Origin of the sequence: Pseudobutyrivibrio sp. C4 (assembly GCF_900111635.1) — a bacterium.
In the GTDB taxonomy this organism is placed as follows: domain Bacteria; phylum Bacillota; class Clostridia; order Lachnospirales; family Lachnospiraceae; genus Pseudobutyrivibrio; species Pseudobutyrivibrio ruminis.
Map to the genome: position 1 here is coordinate 23,638 of NZ_FOHF01000011.1, position 20,257 is coordinate 43,894.

The window sequence follows — 20,257 nt, forward strand, 5'->3', positions numbered from 1 at the left end:
TTCTGAATCTGTATATCTGTGGACGGACACACTGTTCATGGCGTATATATGGGTTTTCAAAACTATGGTAACCTTTGGGCGATTTTGGAATAAGTTTAGTAGAACAAAAAGAGATATTTGATATGGATGAGCAGCTGCCGCTAGGACGGCGGCAGCAGTGGTCACTTGAAACAGGACGTTGAATGTGCCACGGTGCTCATACATACAAATATCTCTTTTTTAGTTCTACTTAACGAATGTAATATGAGCCCAAGGTACCATAGCTTTGAAAATCCATATTTATAGTTTAAAAGTGTCCGTCCTAGCTTATACAGATTCAGAAAAAGTTCATCCCGCAATAAGACACCAGCAGTGTGGGCTCCTTTTGTGCTAAGAAAAACTATAATATTCGCGAAATCGTCTCCACAGGGCAGTGCCAGCGCCCGTACCACGGTGGGGGAGCCCGGCCCTATGAAAAAGTGAATAGTGGGTGCCGTTACTTTTTGGTGAAAAAAGAAGATGTTACGGGGGCGGGAGATGTGCTAGAATTATAGGCAAGAATAAGGGAGAAATTGTTAGGGAGATTGTATGCGAATTATTCATTGTGCAGACCTGCACTTAGACTCCAAGATGGAAAGCAATCTTGATAAAGACCAGGCGCTTCTTAGACGTTCAGAGTTGATTGAGACATTTGAACGTATGGTAGAGTACGCTCTTGATAATCAGGTGCGTGCTATTCTTATTGCCGGAGATTTATTCGATAAAATCCACATTAGAAAAGAAGTTAAAAGAAGAGTTGTTGAGCAGATAGTAAATAATCCTCAGATTGAGTTTTATTATCTGAAGGGCAACCATGATAGATGCGACTTTATGGAAGAGGGTATAGATGAGATACCTTCTAATTTCCATATGTTTACAGATGATGGATGGACCAGTTATGAGCTTGATGATGTTGTGATTACTGGTATGGAGATTAACTCTACAAACGTTGTAACTATGGCTCAGCGTTTGGTGCTTGATTCTGCTAATACTAATATCGTTATGTTGCACGGGCAGCAGTCTGATTATGATGGCAGGGATGGTGCTGAGATTATCAATACCACTGCTTTGAAGGGCAAGTTTATTGATTATCTTGCTCTTGGCCATGTGCATAAATACATTTATGAGCAGTTGGATGACAGAGGAGTGTATTGTTATCCAGGATGTCTGGAGGGCCGTGGCTTCGATGAGACCGGAGATAAGGGCTTTGTTTTGATGGAGATAAACGATGGTCAAATCACATCAGAGTTTATTCCTTTTGCTCTTAGAAGACTTCATGAGATTCAGGTTGAGGTTACAGCTGATATGTCATTGCAGGATACTGTGGCAAAGGCAAAAGAGCTGTTGGTCGATGTGGATGATCAGGACCTTATCAAGTTTGTTATTACTGGTGAGCGTGAGCTGGATGATGAGCTTGATATTGTGCGCTTCGTTCGCCTCTTTGAGAATAAATACTTCTTCGTAAAATGCTATGACAGAACAAAGACATTAGTTGATTACGACAGCTTCAAATATGACAAGAGCTTGAAGGGCGAATTCGTTCGACTTGTTCAGGCACAGGATATGGATGAAGAGGAGAAAGCCAAGATTATCGAACTAGGAATTAGAGCCATTATGGGGGAGGATATTGAATGAAATTAGTATCATGCTATATTGCCCACTTTGGCAAGATTACAGAATTTAAATACGATTTTGATGAAGGTTTCAATCCAATACTTCAGGAAAATGGATGGGGAAAGACCACATTTTCAGTGTTCATCAAGGCCATGTTTTATGGATTGGAATATTCTCCAAATACCAAGAAAAAGCTTCTGGAAAGAAACCATTATCTTCCATGGGATGGTAGCCTTTGTGGAGGAAATATCGTCTTTACTGCAAAGGACCGTAGATACCGAATTGAGCGAACCTTTGGCAAGACAGATAAGGATGACACATTTGCTCTTTACGATGATGTGACAGGGCTTTTATCAAACGACTACACTGAGGATATTGGTGAAGAACTGTTTCGAGTAGATAGAGATTCATTCGAGAAGAGCGTGTATATTCCACAGCTTTCTTTAGGAACAGGGATGACAGATTCTCTCAATGCAAAAATGGGAAATCTCACTGCTGCCAGAGACGATATCAGCAACTTTGATGTAGCCTTAAAGAGCGTAAAGGATGCAAGAGTTGAATACACTAGAAATAGTAAAATCAACCCGGGCAAGCTTTACGGTGTAAAAAACGAAATAAACAAATGTAAGGAAGAATACGAAAAACTTCCAGCTATAGAGGAAAGCGTTGAGGCTATGAGCTGCTTGGTAGAAGAAAAGCAGGGCAACCTTAATCAGCTCAATGCAGAGAAAGTAAAGCTAGCTGAGACAATCCAGCTTCAAAGTAAAAAAGAGCAGGAGCTTGGCGCATACAAGATTCATAAAGAAAACCTTGATAGCGAGCTTGGAAAGCTATCTGAGCTGGAAGAATTCTTTAAATCAGGGCTTCCTAGCGATGATGAAATTATCATGCTTGAGCAGACCGAGCGAGATTTGGCTGTTCACGAGCGTGCCCTTAGAGGATTGTCAGAGGATAGAAGCCGAGAGACTCCAGTTTTTGATAAGCCATTTACAGAGCGAATTCCAGATGATACTGAATTTGCTATGTGGAACAAAATGGCATCGAATCTTTCTGAGCTTCGTGCTAAGGCAGAGCACTCAAAACTATCAGAGGAATCCAACAAGCAGCTTACAGAGCTTAAGTTCTTCTTCGATAAAATGGAGCCTACCGACGAACAGCTTTCTCATATAGAACGCCAGACTACTTTGATTACTGGTCTTGAGGCAAGGGTGAGTCAAAGCAACGAGAGACTTATCACCATTAGAGCAGAGCAGGAAGCAAATGAAAAGCTCAACAAGAAAAATACAGTTAGTGTTTGGCATATTATCGGTACAATCTTCTTAGCTATCTTTATTATGACAGGTGTTGTGTTTAGCAACTATCTGACAGATGTAGTTGGAAGAATTGTAGAAATAGTCAGCTTTGTGGCCATCATTGTGGATGTGGTTATTCTTTCAATCAGCGGAAGACGTACCCACAAGAATAAAATGAAACAGGCTGCAGAATACGAGGAGCGTGTATCGGAAGAAGAGGATGCTCTTGAACTCAGCACATTAGAGCTTAGAGAATTACAGGAAGAGTGCTCAGAATTTCTGTCTCACTTCCTTCTTACCAGAGCTGATACCATGCAGGAAAATGTATACGAAATTCGTAGAAAGCTGGATCAGTACCGACATCTTCTTGAAGAAGAAAAATCAAGACATCAGGAAGCAGAAGGTACACTTGATGAGCTTGCAGATTTGCAGCTGGAGCTATACACAAAGATTCAGCCTTTTGCCACATGGTATGGAATCAATCTCTACGAAATGGGTGGAGAGTACGAATTCCTTGCTCAGCTCAAAAAGGATGCTGAAAAGTATGCAAAATATCTTGAGGAGCAAGAAGAGATAGACAGTCATGAAAGCTCTATCAAAACCATGACTGAGGATATCAACAATATTCTTTCAAGATATCCGATTGATAAATCACTTGAGCGCCTTGAACAGATTCAAAGCATCAGCATTAAAAAACGTGCATACACTGCAATAAAAGAGCGTGTAGACAACCTCAAGGAAGAAATAGCCAAATTTGAGGAAATGTACGATGTGAATGAGCAGGTTCAGTCAGTGGATGATCTTCAACAAAAGCAGAATATTTTGGATGAGCAGATTATGGAGCTCAATAGACAGATTATGCAGGAGAAAGATAATCTTGCGCAGGCACTTGAGGATGTTGAAAGATTAAGCGATATTTCTGAGCAAATAGAACGTCTTGAGGTAAAGGAAAAGGAGTTCAAAAAGAACGCAGAGTTACTTACAAAGACAGAGGATTTCCTTCAAAGAGCCAGGGAGAGCTTCCAGTCAAAGTATATGCAACCACTTCAAAATGGACTTCATAAATATCTTAGCTTGATTAATGGTCCAGAGGCTACAAAGTCAGGCTATGCCATTGAAGACTTCGAGCTTGATATGGATTTAAATATAAAGCTGGCATACTCGGGAAGCACCAAAAGCGCGGAATACCTATCTCAAGGATACCAGGATTTGGTAGCGCTTTGTTCCAGACTTGCTCTTGTTGACGTGCTTTATCCAGATGAGAAGCCAATTCTTATTTTGGATGATCCATTTACAAATCTTGATGACAAAAAAATAAAGGAGTCGTTAAAACTCCTTCATAAAATTGCCGACGAACGACAAACAGTATATTTCACATGCCACGACAGTAGAATATAAATTCTACAGTTGTGGACGTGTTTTATATTCCAAGTGACCATCACGGACCCACTCATGGATGATACTTCGGTCGATACCAAACTCTTGAGCAACAATCATTTCGTTGACATCATAGTTTTCATTAATGAACTCTTTCACCTTTGGAAAGAGTTCTTTTTTCATGCATTCTTTGCACTGGTCATAAGGCGAGCTAAGTGGTATACGTCTACCACATTTAGAACAGTGTTTTACTGCAGGACCTTCATCATTCAAAAAAGAATATCGTGTATTACTCATACTTTATCCTCATAGTCCAATATGTTCTTTAAAGAAATCGCCTCTCTGCTCAAAATTCTTGAAGTGACCATAGCTTGCCGAAGCTGGAGAAAGAATAACAGCAGTACCCTTAGATGCGTTTTCTTTAACATAGGTGCAAGCATCTGCAAGTTCTTCTATGTAGTGTACATGAGTCATGAACTCATCGTTTGTAGCTGCTTTAAGCTTTTCTAAAATAACTTTTCCGCTATCATACATTAAAATAATATGCTCTAAGCTGCGTGTCTGTAAGAAATCAACCAAAGGATCGTAGTCGATACCTCTGTCCATTCCTCCGAGAAGAATTGTGCCAGCATTTGGAATGGCTTTAATTGCACTAATAGCAGATTCTACTGTTGTAGAGATTGAATCATCGTAGTAATCAACGCCATCTAAAGAACCGAGGAACTGTAAACGATGAGCCAAAGTCTTGAAAGAAGCTAATGCCTTCTTGAACTCATCATCGGTAATGTCATATCTTCTGCAGATATCGTAAACAAAGGCGGTATTGAAAAGATTGTGTGTACCGCGGAGTGTTACGCCTTCAATCTCGTCAAATGAGTTGAATGGTAAATCGGCAGATTTAACCTTGATAACAGTAGCTTTGCATTCACCAGGAGCTGGTAAAAACTCTGGATTGCAGAAAAGGAAATCGCAATAACCTTGATTTCTATAAATGTTTTTCTTTGCATTCCAGTATTTTTCGACTGTTCCGTAATGATCCAGGTGGTCCTCATAAAGATTTAAAAGGATTGCCTTTGATGGTGAATAGTGAGCATATTCAAGCTGGTGGCAAGAAAGCTCAAATACGATAATGGTACGAGGATGAATCTGATCAGTGATATCGAAAATTGGTAATCCGATATTTCCTCCGAAGAGAACATCCTTACCGCACTCCTTAAGTATATGATATAAAAGTGAAGATGTTGTGGATTTTCCCTTAGTTCCTGTAATTCCTATTGTCTGAGCACCATAAACCTGTAAGAACAGGTCGGCCTGGCAGGTAATATGGCAGTTGTATTCCTTAATATCCTTAGGAAGAACAATTCCTGGACTTTTGAAAACAACATCATATTCATCAAGGCAGTCAAGGTAATTAGCACCTGTAATAACCTTGTGGCTTGCTGTTAAATCGGAACTAACAGCGTTTGCATCGGCAATATCAAGCACCTGGTATCCGCCTACAGAGCTAATCATACGAAAGCTTGATTGTCCTTCTCGTCCATATCCGAGAATTAAAACTTTTTTGTCTTTGATTAAATTTCTAATTGTTTCTTTCATTATTAAGAGCGTCCTTGATTATTTTTTCAAAGTATTCATTTAAAGCATGTTCTGTTGAATATTGCTTTATATATTTTGCAAATGGAATAGCTGGAACAACAGCTTCATCCTGATAGTGCTTAAGTAGTACAGGAAGAGGCATTTGACGAGCCGCGTATTTGCTGATTGCTTCAGTAACAGATGCATTTACCTCGTCACGACTTCCGACACATTCAAATGGCTTTTCTGGAAGAATGCCGCAAAGCTTATCAAAATCTTCCATTAAGGTTTCATCCTCAAATAAGCGCTTTCCAAATATTGCATCCAATTCCTCAACTGAAAGATAAGGAGAAAGGATGATATAAACAAATAAGCATTTAGGGCAATGTCCGCACCAGATATCCTGCTTACTTCCTACATTACAGCTCTTGAAAATGCCATGGTATTTTTTGAAACGAGAAAACAGCATGGCAATCTGAAGCTCTGAAAGTGGACGAAGGAAGCTGAAATAAAATACACCAGAACCGATATAATTTTTTTCGTAGCTTCTAAAATCAGCTTCAAACTCGAAGCTCTTAGAATACTGATGGTTTACATAGCTGTTCAATACTGTGGACTCATTGGCACTTCCCTCATTTGAAAGAGCAACAAAGCTTAATCCGTTAAGGTATCCTGCGATGATGCTAGAAAAAGCAACTAAGGCAGAAAATGGTGTGTGACCGTTTAAGAATCCCTGCTTGTTTAAATCAAGCATGTTTTTATCTAAAGTACGCTTTGCGTAGATTGTTTTGTCTGTGAGATTTGCAACCTCAACAGTGGCGTCAGTGGCGCCTCGTGAATTAATAACATAGCAATTGATATCGGCATGTTCTTTGAGTAATTCAATAGAAACAACACTGTCCTTGCCGCCGCCTACAGGTATAAGAACCTTTGGCTTTTTATTAGCAGAAGCTGTAGGTATATCTACTGGGGCAAACTGTCGAGTTGTCTTGTCGCTTTCACATTTAACTGTCATGAAGGCGTCAAAATCTTCATCAATTCCGTTTGTGTAGTAGAATTCACCAAGCCCATTAAAATATAGCTTCTTCCACCAGCTAATCTGCTGGTCTGTAAGCTTTCTATCTTTGATAATAACGGTAGGAGGGCAAGCTATTTTCCAATAGCTAATAAGCTCTACCATACCAAGGGAGAATACCATATCATCAATAAGTGATTCGTCAATAGAATCTACAGCGTTGATGCGAGGTATGAACCAGGTTGGATGAAACTCTGATAATCCATCAATTGAAAAATCAAAGGTCATGCTAATGCCTTCGTCATTTAAATCGTACGAATATCCCTGATAAGTAAAGGTAGGATAATCTAATCTGCATTTTTTATAAAAATCTGTTCTACTCATATAATTCCTTTGAAACATTCTATAAATCTTTTATAATCAAATATATAATATATCATAATACTTTAATAAAAAATAGTTAAGGAGACGTTATGCCACACGTTGGAGGACAGAAGTATAAAATTCTAAACGAATACCAAATCCTCATGAATGAAAGTGATGAGCAACACCAGATTAACGCTATCGAAATGACAAGACGTCTTGAGGCGAGAGGAATTTCGGCAGAGCGAAAAACGGTCTATAAAGACATGGCTACGCTTATGGAAGCCGGTGTTGATGTGGTAAAAGGGGACAAAGGCTATTACATAGGCTCACGAGTATTTGAGCTTGCGGAACTCAAACTACTTGTGGATGCGGTAGGTGCATCAAAGTTCATATCGCAAAAGAAAACAAAGGAACTTGTGGAAAAGATAACCACGCTGGCCAGTATGGATGAAGCTACTCAGTTGACTCGTCAGGTTGTTGTGCCAGAGAAAAGGTCCACAGGAAATGAAAAGATTTTCTATTCTATTGATGTGATTTACCAGTGCCTTGATAATAATAAAAAAATGTCTTTTAAATATCAGGACTGGACTCTCACAAAGGAGATGAAGCCTAGGCACGGTGGCAAAATTTATGTTGTAAGCCCGGCATTTCTTCTTAGAAATGATGAAAACTACTATCTTGTAGCATACGATGATGATAGCCAGCAGATAAGGCACTATCGCGTAGATAAAATAATATCTGCCGAGATGCTTGAAGAGGAAAGAAGCGGTGATAAACAGCGCGGTGCTCTTAATCCTCACGAATACGCAAAGCAACACATCAGTATGTTTGCAGGTGATGAAAGAGTGGTAACCATCAGATTTGATAAAAGATTGATTGGCGTTGTGCTGGATAAATTTGGTGCGGATATTGATATTCGAGCAGAAGGAGAAGATTTGGTTAGAGCTCGTATATCAGTTGCGGTTTCACCTCAATTGTACGGTTGGCTTACAGGAATAGGGGCAACGATATGTTTTCCGGAGGAGGAAGAAAGGAAGTTTAAGGATTATATAAAAGCAATAATAGATAAATAGGGGTAGAATAATGGGAAGTATTACAGAAGGGAGTCTTCCGACAGAATTAAAGGGGCTGTCAGAAGTAGAAGGACTATCAATCGAAAGTGGATTGAAGTTCTGCGGTAGTGTTAGAGAATTTGATAAGTTTTTGGAGGCATTCTATTACGATATAGACGGGAAGCAGGCGGAGCTTCTTGATGCATTTCAAAATGGTGATATCGAGTATTTTACAATCAAGGCACATGCATTAAAAACATCTGCCAGAATGATTGGAGCTAAGCAATTATCAGAGATGGCGCTTGGATTGGAAATGGCTGGAAAGGCCAATGACAAAGGATATATAAAGGCCAATCTAGATGATTTTATAAAGCTTTACGTTAGCTATAAAACACGTTTGTTTCCATACATGTCCTGGAAACAGCAGCAAAAAGCAAACAAGAAGCCTATATCTGATGAGGAATTAAAGGAAGCTTTTGCAGCATTAAAAGAAGTGAGTCCAATGATGGATTACGATGCTGTTGAGATGATCTTAGAGGAATTGGATAAATATAAACTCCCAATCCAGGCTCAAAAGCGGGTTGCAGAAATAAACAAGCAACTTCGAAGAATGGATTGGGATAAAATCGAAATATTGTTGGCGGAATAATTAAATATAGCCACCGTCCACACCAATAATTTGCCCTGTCATGTATGATGGGGCTTTTATTATGCTAAGAACTGTCTCAGCAATTTCTTCGGGCTGGCAGAAACGGCCGATAGGAATTTCTTCAGCAAGTTCAGCTTTTTCATCGGCTGATAGCATTCCGTTCATATCTGTATCCACCACACCACAGGTGATGGCATTGACGGAAATATTGTTTGGAGCAAGCTCCTTTGCTAAAGCTTTTGTAAAGGAATTGACTCCACCTTTTGTAGCAGAATAAGCAACTTCGCAGCTGGCTCCAACGGTGCCCCACATTGAGCTGATGTTGATAATATTTCCTGACTTTTTATTAACCATTGAAGGAACCACAGCTTTTGCTGTGTAAAACAATGGTGAAAGATTTGTGTTAACCATTGTGTTCCACTGGCCCACAGACATATCTGTTAATAAACCTATGTGAGCGATACCTGCATTGTTAACAAGCACATCTACCTGACCTAGTTTGGCGAGCGCATCCTTGCAAGAATCTATTACAAAGCTACTATCAGAAATATCACCTTGATAAGTGTATACCTCGACTTTATATTCATTTTTTAAATCTGAAGCTAATTGATTCAGCATTTCTATATTGTTATGACAAAACAATGCCAGATGATATCCTTCTGCAGCAAGGGCTACAGCAATGGCTTTCCCGATTCCTCGGCTTGCACCTGTGATAATTGCAGTTTTCTTCATAAATATACGCCTTTCCAATGTAATATCTGTGCTTAGTATAACACAATACGCCAGAGACTGTTGTATACACAATTAATAATTATTTAAGAAAGATTTCAGATAAAAGCCTTGAGAAAATGAAATACTATTGGTATAATTTTTACATGAAAAACTTCCTAGCAAATATAAAATTAGTGAATGTCACTAATCTGTTTTATAGTTTTTCAAATACGTCGCAAAGGTGGTAGACATCATGAAAACAACAATTACTGGAAAGAACATTGAGTTAACACAGGGATTAAAGGACGCAGTGGAGGAGCGTTTTAAGAAATTAGACAAATACTTCAATAAGGACACAGAAGCTATCGTTACTTTAGACGTAGAGAAAGGACGTCAGAAAATAGAAGTTACTATTCCAATGAAAGGCTCTTATCTTAGAGCAGAGGAAGTTACTTCAGATATGTACGCTTCAATCGAAGCAGTTACAAACACATTAGAAGCTCAGTTAAAGAAACACAGAAATAAAATTATAGATAGGAAACAATCAGATTCTAGAACAATATTTGCACAGGATTTCATCGAGGAGAAGGATTCAGACGAAGAGACAATCCAGATTATCCGTAAGAAAACATTTGATATGAAACCAATGTATGCTGAGGATGCATGCCTTGAAATGGAAATGCTAGGACATGACTTCTTCATGTTCCGCAATGCAGATACTGATGAAATCAACGTTGTATATAAGAGAAAAAATGGAGCTTACGGTTTAATTGAACCAGAGTTCTAAATTCGCAATTTTATAATAAAATTTTCAAGGAATTTTAACCTCCTGATTATATAATCTCCGCTTTGTGAGAAAGATATATCAGGAGGTTATTTTTATGGTATTGAAGAATTTAGGAAGAAATATGCACAGCTACAGAAAGTCTAATGGTTGGAGCCAGGAGACTATGGCGTGGAAGCTGAAATGTGCACCTTCAACCCTTTCTGGAATCGAAACAGGAAAGACTTGTCCTAGTGTAAAGACCTTTGACAAAATTTGCGTTGAGTTCGAGGTAAATGGTGTTGATTATCATGAACTGACAATGAATGAGAACCTGGAATTCCAAAAAGTTAAGGAGGAACTGATTTTGGCCTTAAATTCTAAGGGGAAAAAGACAATAGAGAAGAAGCTGGAGAAGTTCAAGAAATATATGGATCATGAAAATGAGGAACATCAGAAATATGTGCTGCTTAGCGATTTGGTTTATATGCTGAAAAGTGGAATGGATAAGGAGGAGTTTATTGAACGAATAGAGGAACTGTTTCCTACAAATCATGAGACGGAGAAATCCGATATGCTGACAGGCCAGCATTTTACGAAACTAGAACATTTTGGTATTTATCTGAAAGCTAATGCATTGCTTGAAACAGGTTATCTGGAAAAGGCACAGGAACTGTATGAGTTATTGTTAAATAATGGTTTTAACGACAACACTGATTACTATAGAAAAAGATGTAATTCTGTTTCAGCTGGTTTAGCTAAACTGCTTATAGCGAAGCATGACTATATGAAAGCTGAAAAGTGTATTGGATATATTTTTTCAAAAGCTATAAAAAACATAGATGGAAGAGTGTTCTTCCAGGTTATGTGTCTGCAACAAGAATTGTTTAAAGAAATGGGAAATACTGAGGGCGAGAAAATTATAAATGACTTCTTTGAAGCGGCGGCTGCTATGATAAATTATTTTAATAAGTATTACACCATAACAGACCAATAAAGTAGATAAATAAAAAAGTGGCTTTATATATTGAAAGAAAAAACGTATAATGTGGTTCGGAAAAAACATTTTTAAAGAGGATATATTATGGATATAGTAGTTTTAGCAGGCGGACTTAGCTCTGAGCGTGACGTATCTTTTAAATCTGGTTCAATGGTAGCAGAAGCACTTAGAGCCAGAGGACATAGAGCATTAGTACTTGATGTTTTCATGGGATATTCTGATGCAGAGTGTGATATCACAGATATTTTCGAGGACAGCATCAACAATTCAGTTAAGGTTGAAACTATCCCATCAGAGGCACCAGATATTGATGCTATTATCAAAAGTAGAGCCGATCAGAGCCCAAGCTTTTTCGGACCAAACGTTATAAAGATTTGTCAGAAGGCTGATATTGTATTTATGGCGCTTCATGGCGGAGATGGCGAAAGCGGTAAGGTTCAGGCTGCCTTCGATTTATATGGAATCAAATACACAGGAAATGATTACATTTCAAGTGCCATAGCTATGGATAAGCAGATGACAAAGGAATTCTTCAACAGAGCAGGAGTTCCTACACCAGTTGGTACATCTCTTAAAAAGGCAAACAGAAAGGGATTCAAGTTTGATAAATTCCCTTGCATCGTTAAGCCAAACTGCGGTGGTTCTTCCATAGGAGTTACAATCGTAGAAAAGTCAGAGGATTTAGATGCAGCTTTAGATGCAGCATTTGAATGGGAAGATGAAGTTGTAATTGAGCAGTTCATTAAGGGACGTGAGTTCTCTGATGGTGTTATGGAAGGCAAGGCACTTCCTGTTATCGAAATCGCACCAAAGCAGGGATTCTACGATTACAAAAATAAATATGCAGCTGGTTCTGCAGTAGAGACATGCCCAGCAGATATTAGCGAGAAAGCTACTCAGGCCATGAAGAAATACGCCGAGATGGCATTCAAGGCACTTGGACTTACAACATATGCACGTATGGACTTTATGATGGATGAAAACGAAAACATATACTGTCTTGAGGCAAACACACTTCCAGGAATGACACCAACAAGCTTACTTCCACAGGAAGCAAAGGTTATTGGAATGGATTTCGAAGATTTATGCGAGCATTTGATTAAGGTGTCTTTAAAGAAATACTAAGATATAGAAGTAAGAGTGATATTTATGAAGAACATGACATTGGCAAGGATTGCCGAAGTTACAAATGGAAAATTGGTTTTAGTACCAGGTTGTGAAGCAGCAAAAAATCAAGAAATAGCAGGAGCTGTAAATGATAATCGTAAGGTTGAAAAGGATTTCCTTTTCATTCCTATGGTTGGTGCTCGTGTAGATGGACATGATTTTATAGAGGATGCATTTTCAAAGGGTGCGTTAGCTTCATTGTCAGAAAAAGAGCTTGATAATCCTAGCGGACCATATATTCAGGTTCAGGATACAAAGCTTGCACTTAAGCAAATTGCAACAGCGTACAGAATGGAGCTTTCTATTCCAGTAGTTGGTGTTATTGGTAGTGTAGGAAAGACTAGTACAAAAGAAATGATTACATCAGTTCTTGAAACAAAGTTTTCTGTTTTAAAGACTGAGGGTAACTTCAACAACGAAATCGGTCTTCCACTTACAATCTGCAGAATAAGAGACAATCATCAGGTCGCAGTTGTTGAAATGGGAATATCTGATTTTGGAGAAATGCATCGTCTTGGCGATATTGCAAAGCCAGACATTGTTGTTATGACAAATATTGGCCAGTGTCATTTGGAGTTTTTAAAGTCTAGAGACGGTATTCTTCAGGCAAAGACAGAGGTATTTGAACACATGCCAAAGAATGGTCTTGTTATCCTTAATGGTGATGATGACAAGCTAATTAATGCCGACACACTTGGGCTTAGAAAGATTTTCTATGGTCTAAACGGTCAGCAAATCAATGCCACTGACGTAAAGCCAAATGGTTTTACTGGAACAGATGCTACTCTCAATGTGGATGATGAACATATCGATGTTACAATTCCATTGCCAGGCAGCCATAACGTTATGAATGGTCTTGCAGCAGCAGCTGTTGGAAAAGAGCTTGGTCTTACAATTCAGGAGATTGCAAAAGGCTTATCAAAGGCTGAAACAATTGCCGGTAGAAATAACATTATCACTATTCGTGATATCAATATCATCGATGATTGCTACAATGCAAACCCTGTATCAATGAAGGCTTCTATCGAGGTCCTTGGAAAGGCTACAGGCAGAACAATTGCAGTCCTTGGTGATATGGGAGAGCTTGGACAGGATGAGCGTGAGCTTCATTATGAAATTGGACAGGCTCTTGAGGATAATCACATTGGATATGTATTCACTGTAGGAGATTTATCAGAAGAGATTAATAAATCATTATCTCAGAAGAATAGCTCTTGCATGGCTCATCATTATACTGATGTGGATGTTATGCTTGAGGATTTACTTCCTATCATCCGCGGTGGAGATACCATTTTAGTAAAGGCATCACACTTTATGAACTTTACAAAAGTAGTTGAAGCGTTAAAAGAAAGATTAGCATAAATATTAAAGGCACCTCATATGAGGTGCCTTTTGTTTTAGATTAATGTTGCGTCCTTTTTTAATTGTTCCTCAAGAATTCCTCTTACGTATGCGCCAGGTTTCTTTTTGTTGTCGCCCTCAAGTGCTGTAGTGTCAATTGCAGGGCAGAAAGTAACGATAACGTGAGTTTTCTTTAAACGAGGAAGATGTGTCTCGAAAACTTCTCTTGTGTTTGTGAAAGCTACTGGTACGATAGGACAACCAGTTTTTGTAGCAATCTTAAAGCTTGCTTCGTGGAATTCAGCCATCTCGCCAGTCTTTGAACGAGTACCTTCAGGGAAAACAAACATTGAAATGCCAGATTTAATGTATTCCTGAGCTTTTATAATAAGCTTTAAATCCTGTCTAGGATCTGTTCTTGTAAGGAATAGGCAATAATTCATGTACATCCAAACATTTAAAAGTGGTACCTTTTCAAAAGTTTTCTTTGAAAGGAAACCAGTGACTGCTGGGCAAAGGTGATAACCAAGTACTACATCGAAAAAGCTTTGATGGTTACCAATGAAAAGTACTGCTTTGTCCTTTGGTATATTCTCAAGTCCTTTTACTTCGTATTTTACTCCGGCTAAGAATGCAACTACGCCAAATGCCCAAGCTACGATGTTGTAAGCAATTTTATCCTTGGCTGGTTTATTGAACAAACTTAAGATAAGAAGAATTAGCCAGATTGGAATACTGCAAATTAGGAATATAACAACGAAAGCTACAGTTATTATGGTTCTAATCATAGAGTCCTCCATATTTTGATGTATTATTCAGATATTTTCTCCGAATATTTATATTATAGAATAGCTAATATTAATTATCAATGTAGAGGAAATGAATAATTACTCACAAAAAGTGAATGGTATTAATAAACTATCAGTTATATCTAAATTTAATTTGGCATAAAATGGTGATGATAGTAAGTGGTTCAGGAGTTTTTTATAATAATTATTCAAAAAAACGGCCGTACTTTTTGACAAAATTCACAAAAAGTGATAGAATGGCCCCAACGACATAAGAGTATATCATTAAATACTCAAATGCTAGAAAAGGGGGAGGACATCATGGAACGCGAGGACTTTGACAAAGTACGTGAATCGGTTAGATCGCAGTGCGGTAGTAGAGTTGTAATTCAGTTAGACAGAGGACGTAATAAGGTAGACATCCAGCAGGGTGTTATACAGGAGGCTTATCCTAGTGTATTCACTATCTTAGTTGACGACACAGAAACAAGCCCATCACAGTTACTTTCTTTCAGTTATACAGATATTATTACTAAAGAGATTCGCATGAAACTTTGCTAAGCTTGGCTTGCTAGTTACAACTAAATATGGATTTGGTAGGACCGTCGGATTATTCCGGCGGTTCTTTTTTGTTTTTTTGTGAAGGATATCTGAATAGTTGTGTAAAATTATTGAAAACTGGGCTTGTAACTTGTATCATAATGTAGAGAGATTATGAGAATTTGCACTAGATATTGGGCCTAAGGCTCAGGTTTTTGGAGATAGTGTTTATGAAATACAAAAAAATATTTAAGTCTGTTTTGGGAGTAGCCCTTATAGGCTGTCTTCTTGCATCAGATTCAATTATTTCTAAAGCGGTACGTTCTGTTTCGGAAATCGAGGCGGAGCAGGATGCTTTACAGGATGAAATCGACACATTGGATTCTGATTTATACGAATTAGTTAGTCAGATTACAGAAATAGAAACAGCCATTTCAGATACAGAAGCAGAAATAGAAGAAACAGCAGCAGCCTTGCAGGAAGCGCAGGATGCAAGGGATGAGCAGTACGAAGCTATGAAGCTCAGAATCAAATACATGTATGAGACTGAGGATCCTAGCGTTTTTGAAATGTTACTTGAGTCTGGTTCCATAAGCCAGTTTTTAAATAGACTAGAATACGCAAGCAGCGTTTACGACTATGATAGAGAAAAGCTTGAGCAGTTCGAAGCTACACAAGCCGAAATCGAGGAATTGGCAACTGCCCTTGATGAGGAAAAGGCAGGTTTGGAGGCTTCCAAATCAGAATTAGCAACTCAGGAATCAGCCCTTGAAACTATGATTAGTGAAAAGCAGGGTGAGATGGATGATTTGGATGAAGAGCTGAAGGAAGCAAAGGAAATAGCAGCAAGAGAAGCGGCACTTGCAGCAGCAAGAGCAGCAGCTGCAGCGGCAGCAAATGGCAACACATCCGGTGGTGCCAACACTTCAGCTAGTTCAAGTTACAATGTTAATGGAGATTTGAATCCTGGTTACGCTACCGGCATTAGCGGTTCCAGTGTTGTCTCATATGCAAACCAATTCGTTGGAAATGCCTATGTATGGGGAGGTAATTCCCTTACAAATGGATGTGACTGTTCAGGTTTTGTTCAGCAGGTATTAGCCAACTTTGGCGTTACTTATGGTTCTCGAATGACTTCTGGTTCATTTAGGAGTGTGGGTCAAGAAGTTAGTTATAATTATATGCAACCCGGTGATATAGTTTGCTACCCAGGACACGTAGCAATATACCAAGGTGGAGGTACAATTGTGGAAGCACAAAGTACTGCTACAGGTATTACTAATTACCGATCAGTTAATTGCCATTCAATAATTACTATACGAAGGGTACTATGAGAATCAATAAACTCGTAAAACCTATAGTGTTAATTCTGTGCGTAGCTGTAATGGTCTACGCACTTCTTACTATGGGAAACAACAGAGCAAAGCTTGACTATCAGGAACACCTTGAGGATACAGCGGTTACCGTTGATTCAGAGGAAATCACATTTCAAGATTTAGCTTTTTACATCCTCTATGAAGAAGGTAAGATAGAAGAGCAGGCTAGAATCTATAATCCTGATTACACCAAGGATTATTGGAATCTTCACACAAACGATACCTTTATCCAATTGGAAGCGAAGGAGGTTGTGCTGGGGATGGCTGTGCATGACCATCTTTTTTATCAGATGGCAGTGGCAGAAGGCATGGATACCCTTACAGACGAGGAAGAGCAGGAACTGGAATATCGAATTACAGATTTTTGGGAGGACTTGCTTGATATTCAATGGGAAAAGCTTCCATGTTCAGAAGAAACTATCAACGAACAAATCAGACTTGCAGCCATAGCTGAAAAATATCAGAACTATTTGGCAGAGGAGCTTGGCCCTAGTCAGGCTGCCTACAAGTATGATGGATACTATTATCAGCAGATAATGGAGCAACACCAGGTCAAAACAAATGACAAACTTTGGGATAGACTTGTGCTTGGTGATATTACATTATCCCACAGTAAGCTTAATTATATTAATGGATTAACTGATGAGGACAAGAAAAAGGAATAAACGAAGAAAGGCAATAGAAATGGTTAAATTAAACAGAAACGACCCTTGCTGGTGTGGCAGTGGCCGTAAGTACAAACAGTGCCATGAGGCAATGGATAGAAAAATCGAAAGCTTTGCAGTTAAGGGCCACAAGGTACCAAGACACGATATGCTCAAAACACCTGAGCAGGTTGCAAAGATTAAAGAATCTGCAGTTATTAATATGGCATGTCTTGATGCTGTTGCAGAGGCTATTTGCGAAGGTATGCCAACATCTGAAATCGATAGAATCGTACACGATACAACAATTAAAATGGGAGGTATTCCAGCACCACTTAACTACGAGGGCTTCCCTTATAGTGTATGTACATCTGTAAATGATCAGGTATGTCATGGATATCCATCTAAGGATGTTATTCTTAAAAGTGGAGATATCGTAAATGTAGACTGTTCTACAATTCTTGATGGTTATTTCTCTGATTCATCAAGAATGTTTATGATTGGCGATGTAGATTCAGAGACAAAAAAGCTGGTTGAAGTAACAAAGGAATGCTGCGATTTAGGCTTGGCACAGGTTAAGCCATGGGGATTCCTTGGCGATGTAGGTGCTGCTATTTGCGAGCATGCTCATGCAAATGGATACCAGGTTGTACGTGAAATCGGTGGCCACGGTGTAGGCCTTGAGTTCCATGAGGATCCATGGGTAGGATACAATACACTTCCTGGCACAGAACTACTATTAGTTCCAGGATTCATGTTTACAATTGAGCCAATGATTAACATGGGCACACAAAAGATTAAAACTGATCCTAACAACGGTTGGGAGGTTTCTACTTTAGACGGTAAGCCTTCTGCTCAGTGGGAATATCAGGTACTTGTAACAGAAACAGGCTATGAGGTAATTTCATATTGATGCGATTAGATAAATTACTGGTTGAATTAAATATCGGAACCAGGTCTGAAGTAAAGGCTCTTCTAAAGAAGGGCCTTATTTTAGTTGACGGAGAAAAAATAAATAAACCTGAAACAAAGGTAGATGAAAATAGTGTAACTATTTCTTATGGTGGCAAAGACTATGCTTATGCCCAGTTCCACTACTATATGATGAATAAACCAAAAGGAGTGATTACAGCCACTGAGGACAAAAAAGAAGCCACAGTAATGGATTTGTTTTACCGAAAGTGTCCTGATGCACCAAAAGGCTTAGCTCCTGTTGGTAGATTAGATAAAGATACTACTGGTTTGCTCCTTATCACAAATGATGGAGCCTTGGCTCATGAATTACTATCCCCAAAAAAACATGTAGATAAAACGTATTTTGTTACTTTGGATGGCCCTCTTACATCTGAGGATATAAATGCACTTGAAAATGGCGTTCATATTGGTGAAGGAGACTTAACAGCACCTTCTACCATCAAATATGAAGGTGGAAATACATGTTATATAACAATTCATGAAGGAAAATTTCATCAAGTAAAAAGGATGTTTTTTGCAGTTGGAAAACAGGTGCTAGAGCTGAAAAGAACGGCGTTTGGACCACTTTTGTTGGACGAGGAATTACTACCTGAAAGTCACATCACCGAACTAAAGCGTGAAAGTTTTTATTGACGATTTAATTTACAAAGTTTAATATAATTTCAACGAGGGGTTTTAGCCTTTAAAGTGATGAAGTAAGAAAGTGGAATATGCTTTTGGGGAAAGCCTATTTCATGTCATAGGAGGGATTAGTATGAAGAAAAGAATGTTAAGCCTTGCTCTTTGCGGTGCAATGGTAGCAACAATGTTTGCAGGATGTGGGGACAATAGTGCATCAACAGGTTCGTCTGAGAATGTTGACACATCAGGAGAGCTTACTTGGAAGATTGGTGGTATTGGACCAACTACAGGAGGAGCTGCTCAGTACGGACAGGGTGTTATGAATGCGATACAGATTGCTGTAGATGAAGTTAATGCAGAAGGCGGTATCAATGGATATCAGGTAGCATTTAATTTCCAGGATGATGAGGCAGATCCTCAGAAGGCAGTTAATGCTTACAACACATTAAAGGATTGGGGAATGCAGATTCTTGAAGGTACTGTAACATCAGGCGCATGCGCAGCAGTATCTGCAGAGACTTACAATGATAGAATCTTCCAGATTACACCATCTGCATCATCAACAAGTGTTACTGAGGGACATGATAATACATTCCAGATTTGTTTCTCAGATCCTAACCAGGGTACAGTTTCAGCTGATTACATTGCAGAAAATGGTCTTGGAAGCAAAATTGGTATTATCTATGATAGCTCAGATCCATATTCAACAGGTGTATATCAGAACTTCGCTACAGAGGCAGCAAATGTAGGACTTGAAATCGTAGCAACAGAAGCTTTTACATCTGATTCAAAGACAGATTTTACAACACAGCTTCAGAAATGTAAGGATGCAGAAGCAGATCTTCTTTTCCTTCCATTCTATTACACAGAAGGCTCAATCGTACTTACACAGGCTAACAAGATGGGCTATGAGCCAACAATGTTCGGTGTAGATGGATTCGACGGATTACTTGGTGTTGAAAATTTCGATGTAAGCCTTGCAGAAGGTGTATATCTTCTTACACCATTCGCAGCTGATGCTGAGGATGAGGCAACACAGTCATTCGTTTCTAAGTATGAAGAGCAGTACGGTGGAACACCAAACCAGTTCGCAGCTGATGCTTACGATGGAATCTACATCCTTAAGGAAGCACTTGAGTCAGCAAATCTTACTCCAGAGGCTTCAAATGAGGAAATCTGCGAAGCACTTATCGCAGCAATCCAGGAAGTAAACTATGATGGACTTACAGGAGAAGGCATGACATGGAATGCAGCTGGTGAAGTTTCTAAATCACCAAAGGCTGTCATCATCCAGGATGGTGGATACGTATCTGTACAGTAATCCACATCCGGATGTTACGCTCACAAGCCTGATGAATTCTTCGCTCGAAGAT

Annotated in this window: 19 protein-coding genes; 14 read left to right on the forward strand and 5 right to left on the reverse strand. The window is 39.0% G+C overall.

What is annotated here, in order from left to right:
• The first annotated feature begins 567 nt into the window (after positions 1–567).
• Both BMY66_RS13110 and BMY66_RS13115 read left to right on the forward strand, forming a co-directional pair.
• Complete coding sequence (locus BMY66_RS13110) at positions 568–1,653, forward strand: metallophosphoesterase family protein (protein WP_090395449.1); 1,086 nt, start codon at positions 568–570, stop codon at positions 1,651–1,653.
• Positions 1,650–4,322, forward strand: a complete 2,673-nt coding sequence (locus BMY66_RS13115; protein WP_090395450.1) for an AAA family ATPase — start codon at positions 1,650–1,652, stop codon at positions 4,320–4,322. Before BMY66_RS13110 ends, BMY66_RS13115 begins: the two co-directional genes overlap by 4 nt.
• A gap of 3 nt (positions 4,323–4,325) precedes the next feature.
• On the opposite strand, the gene BMY66_RS13120 is transcribed toward BMY66_RS13115, so the two are convergent.
• From BMY66_RS13120 to BMY66_RS13130, 3 genes are read right to left on the reverse strand one after another with little or no spacing between them, the layout of a single operon-like run.
• Positions 4,326–4,598: a hypothetical protein gene (locus BMY66_RS13120; RefSeq protein ID WP_049960317.1), complete on the reverse strand. Its 273-nt coding sequence runs from the start codon at positions 4,596–4,598 to the stop codon at positions 4,326–4,328.
• A gap of 9 nt (positions 4,599–4,607) precedes the next feature.
• Positions 4,608–5,897 (reverse strand): UDP-N-acetylmuramoyl-L-alanine--D-glutamate ligase, encoded by a 1,290-nt coding sequence (gene murD / locus BMY66_RS13125; RefSeq protein ID WP_090395451.1) that lies wholly within the window; start codon positions 5,895–5,897, stop codon positions 4,608–4,610.
• Positions 5,881–7,275, reverse strand: a complete 1,395-nt coding sequence (locus tag BMY66_RS13130; RefSeq protein WP_090395452.1) for a MurL-like N-terminal domain-containing — start codon at positions 7,273–7,275, stop codon at positions 5,881–5,883. The genes murD and BMY66_RS13130 overlap by 17 nt, the downstream gene beginning before the upstream one ends.
• 89 nt (positions 7,276–7,364) lie before the next feature.
• On the opposite strand from BMY66_RS13130, the gene BMY66_RS13135 reads away from it, so the two are divergent.
• Both BMY66_RS13135 and BMY66_RS13140 read left to right on the forward strand, forming a co-directional pair.
• Positions 7,365–8,330, forward strand: coding sequence for a helix-turn-helix transcriptional regulator (locus tag BMY66_RS13135; protein ID WP_044936285.1), 966 nt, complete (start codon positions 7,365–7,367; stop codon positions 8,328–8,330).
• A 10-nt stretch (positions 8,331–8,340) separates the two neighbouring features.
• On the forward strand, positions 8,341–8,958 hold the full coding sequence (locus BMY66_RS13140) for an Hpt domain-containing protein (protein ID WP_090395453.1): 618 nt from the start codon (positions 8,341–8,343) through the stop codon (positions 8,956–8,958).
• Here the strand turns inward: BMY66_RS13140 and ymfI are convergent, their stop codons facing one another.
• Positions 8,959–9,690 (reverse strand): elongation factor P 5-aminopentanone reductase, encoded by a 732-nt coding sequence (ymfI, locus tag BMY66_RS13145; protein WP_090395454.1) that lies wholly within the window; start codon positions 9,688–9,690, stop codon positions 8,959–8,961.
• A 232-nt stretch (positions 9,691–9,922) separates the two neighbouring features.
• Between ymfI and hpf the strand changes: the two genes are divergently transcribed.
• The 4 genes from hpf (at position 9,923) to BMY66_RS13165 (ending at position 13,961) form a co-directional block, all read left to right on the forward strand.
• Positions 9,923–10,456 (forward strand): ribosome hibernation-promoting factor, HPF/YfiA family, encoded by a 534-nt coding sequence (gene hpf / locus BMY66_RS13150; protein ID WP_044936281.1) that lies wholly within the window; start codon positions 9,923–9,925, stop codon positions 10,454–10,456.
• A gap of 94 nt (positions 10,457–10,550) precedes the next feature.
• Positions 10,551–11,429 carry a helix-turn-helix domain-containing protein gene (locus BMY66_RS13155; RefSeq protein WP_090395455.1) on the forward strand — a complete coding sequence of 293 codons (879 nt, stop codon included), beginning with the start codon at positions 10,551–10,553 and terminating at the stop codon, positions 11,427–11,429.
• Between the two features lie 87 nt (positions 11,430–11,516).
• Positions 11,517–12,557, forward strand: coding sequence for a D-alanine--D-alanine ligase family protein (locus tag BMY66_RS13160; protein WP_090395456.1), 1,041 nt, complete (start codon positions 11,517–11,519; stop codon positions 12,555–12,557).
• Positions 12,558–12,581: 24 nt separating this feature from the next.
• Positions 12,582–13,961, forward strand: a complete 1,380-nt coding sequence (locus BMY66_RS13165; protein ID WP_090395457.1) for a UDP-N-acetylmuramoyl-tripeptide--D-alanyl-D-alanine ligase — start codon at positions 12,582–12,584, stop codon at positions 13,959–13,961.
• Between the two features lie 35 nt (positions 13,962–13,996).
• Here the strand turns inward: BMY66_RS13165 and BMY66_RS13170 are convergent, their stop codons facing one another.
• Positions 13,997–14,728: a lysophospholipid acyltransferase family protein gene (locus BMY66_RS13170; protein ID WP_177175673.1), complete on the reverse strand. Its 732-nt coding sequence runs from the start codon at positions 14,726–14,728 to the stop codon at positions 13,997–13,999.
• 321 nt (positions 14,729–15,049) lie between these two features.
• On the opposite strand from BMY66_RS13170, the gene BMY66_RS13175 reads away from it, so the two are divergent.
• From BMY66_RS13175 to BMY66_RS13200, 6 genes are all read left to right on the forward strand, one after another.
• Positions 15,050–15,289 carry a Veg family protein gene (locus BMY66_RS13175; RefSeq protein ID WP_033152984.1) on the forward strand — a complete coding sequence of 80 codons (240 nt, stop codon included), beginning with the start codon at positions 15,050–15,052 and terminating at the stop codon, positions 15,287–15,289.
• Positions 15,290–15,498: 209 nt separating this feature from the next.
• Positions 15,499–16,602, forward strand: coding sequence for a coiled-coil domain-containing protein (locus BMY66_RS13180; RefSeq protein WP_049960316.1), 1,104 nt, complete (start codon positions 15,499–15,501; stop codon positions 16,600–16,602).
• A gap of 71 nt (positions 16,603–16,673) precedes the next feature.
• Complete coding sequence (locus BMY66_RS13185; RefSeq protein ID WP_177175674.1) at positions 16,674–17,309, forward strand: hypothetical protein; 636 nt, start codon at positions 16,674–16,676, stop codon at positions 17,307–17,309.
• A gap of 19 nt (positions 17,310–17,328) precedes the next feature.
• Positions 17,329–18,201 (forward strand): methionyl aminopeptidase, encoded by an 873-nt coding sequence (locus BMY66_RS13190; RefSeq protein WP_090395460.1) that lies wholly within the window; start codon positions 17,329–17,331, stop codon positions 18,199–18,201.
• Positions 18,201–18,896 carry a pseudouridine synthase gene (locus BMY66_RS13195; protein WP_090395461.1) on the forward strand — a complete coding sequence of 232 codons (696 nt, stop codon included), beginning with the start codon at positions 18,201–18,203 and terminating at the stop codon, positions 18,894–18,896. The genes BMY66_RS13190 and BMY66_RS13195 overlap by 1 nt, the downstream gene beginning before the upstream one ends.
• Before the next feature lie 121 nt (positions 18,897–19,017).
• Positions 19,018–20,205 carry an ABC transporter substrate-binding protein gene (locus BMY66_RS13200; protein WP_044936271.1) on the forward strand — a complete coding sequence of 396 codons (1,188 nt, stop codon included), beginning with the start codon at positions 19,018–19,020 and terminating at the stop codon, positions 20,203–20,205.
• Positions 20,206–20,257: the final 52 nt, after the last annotated feature.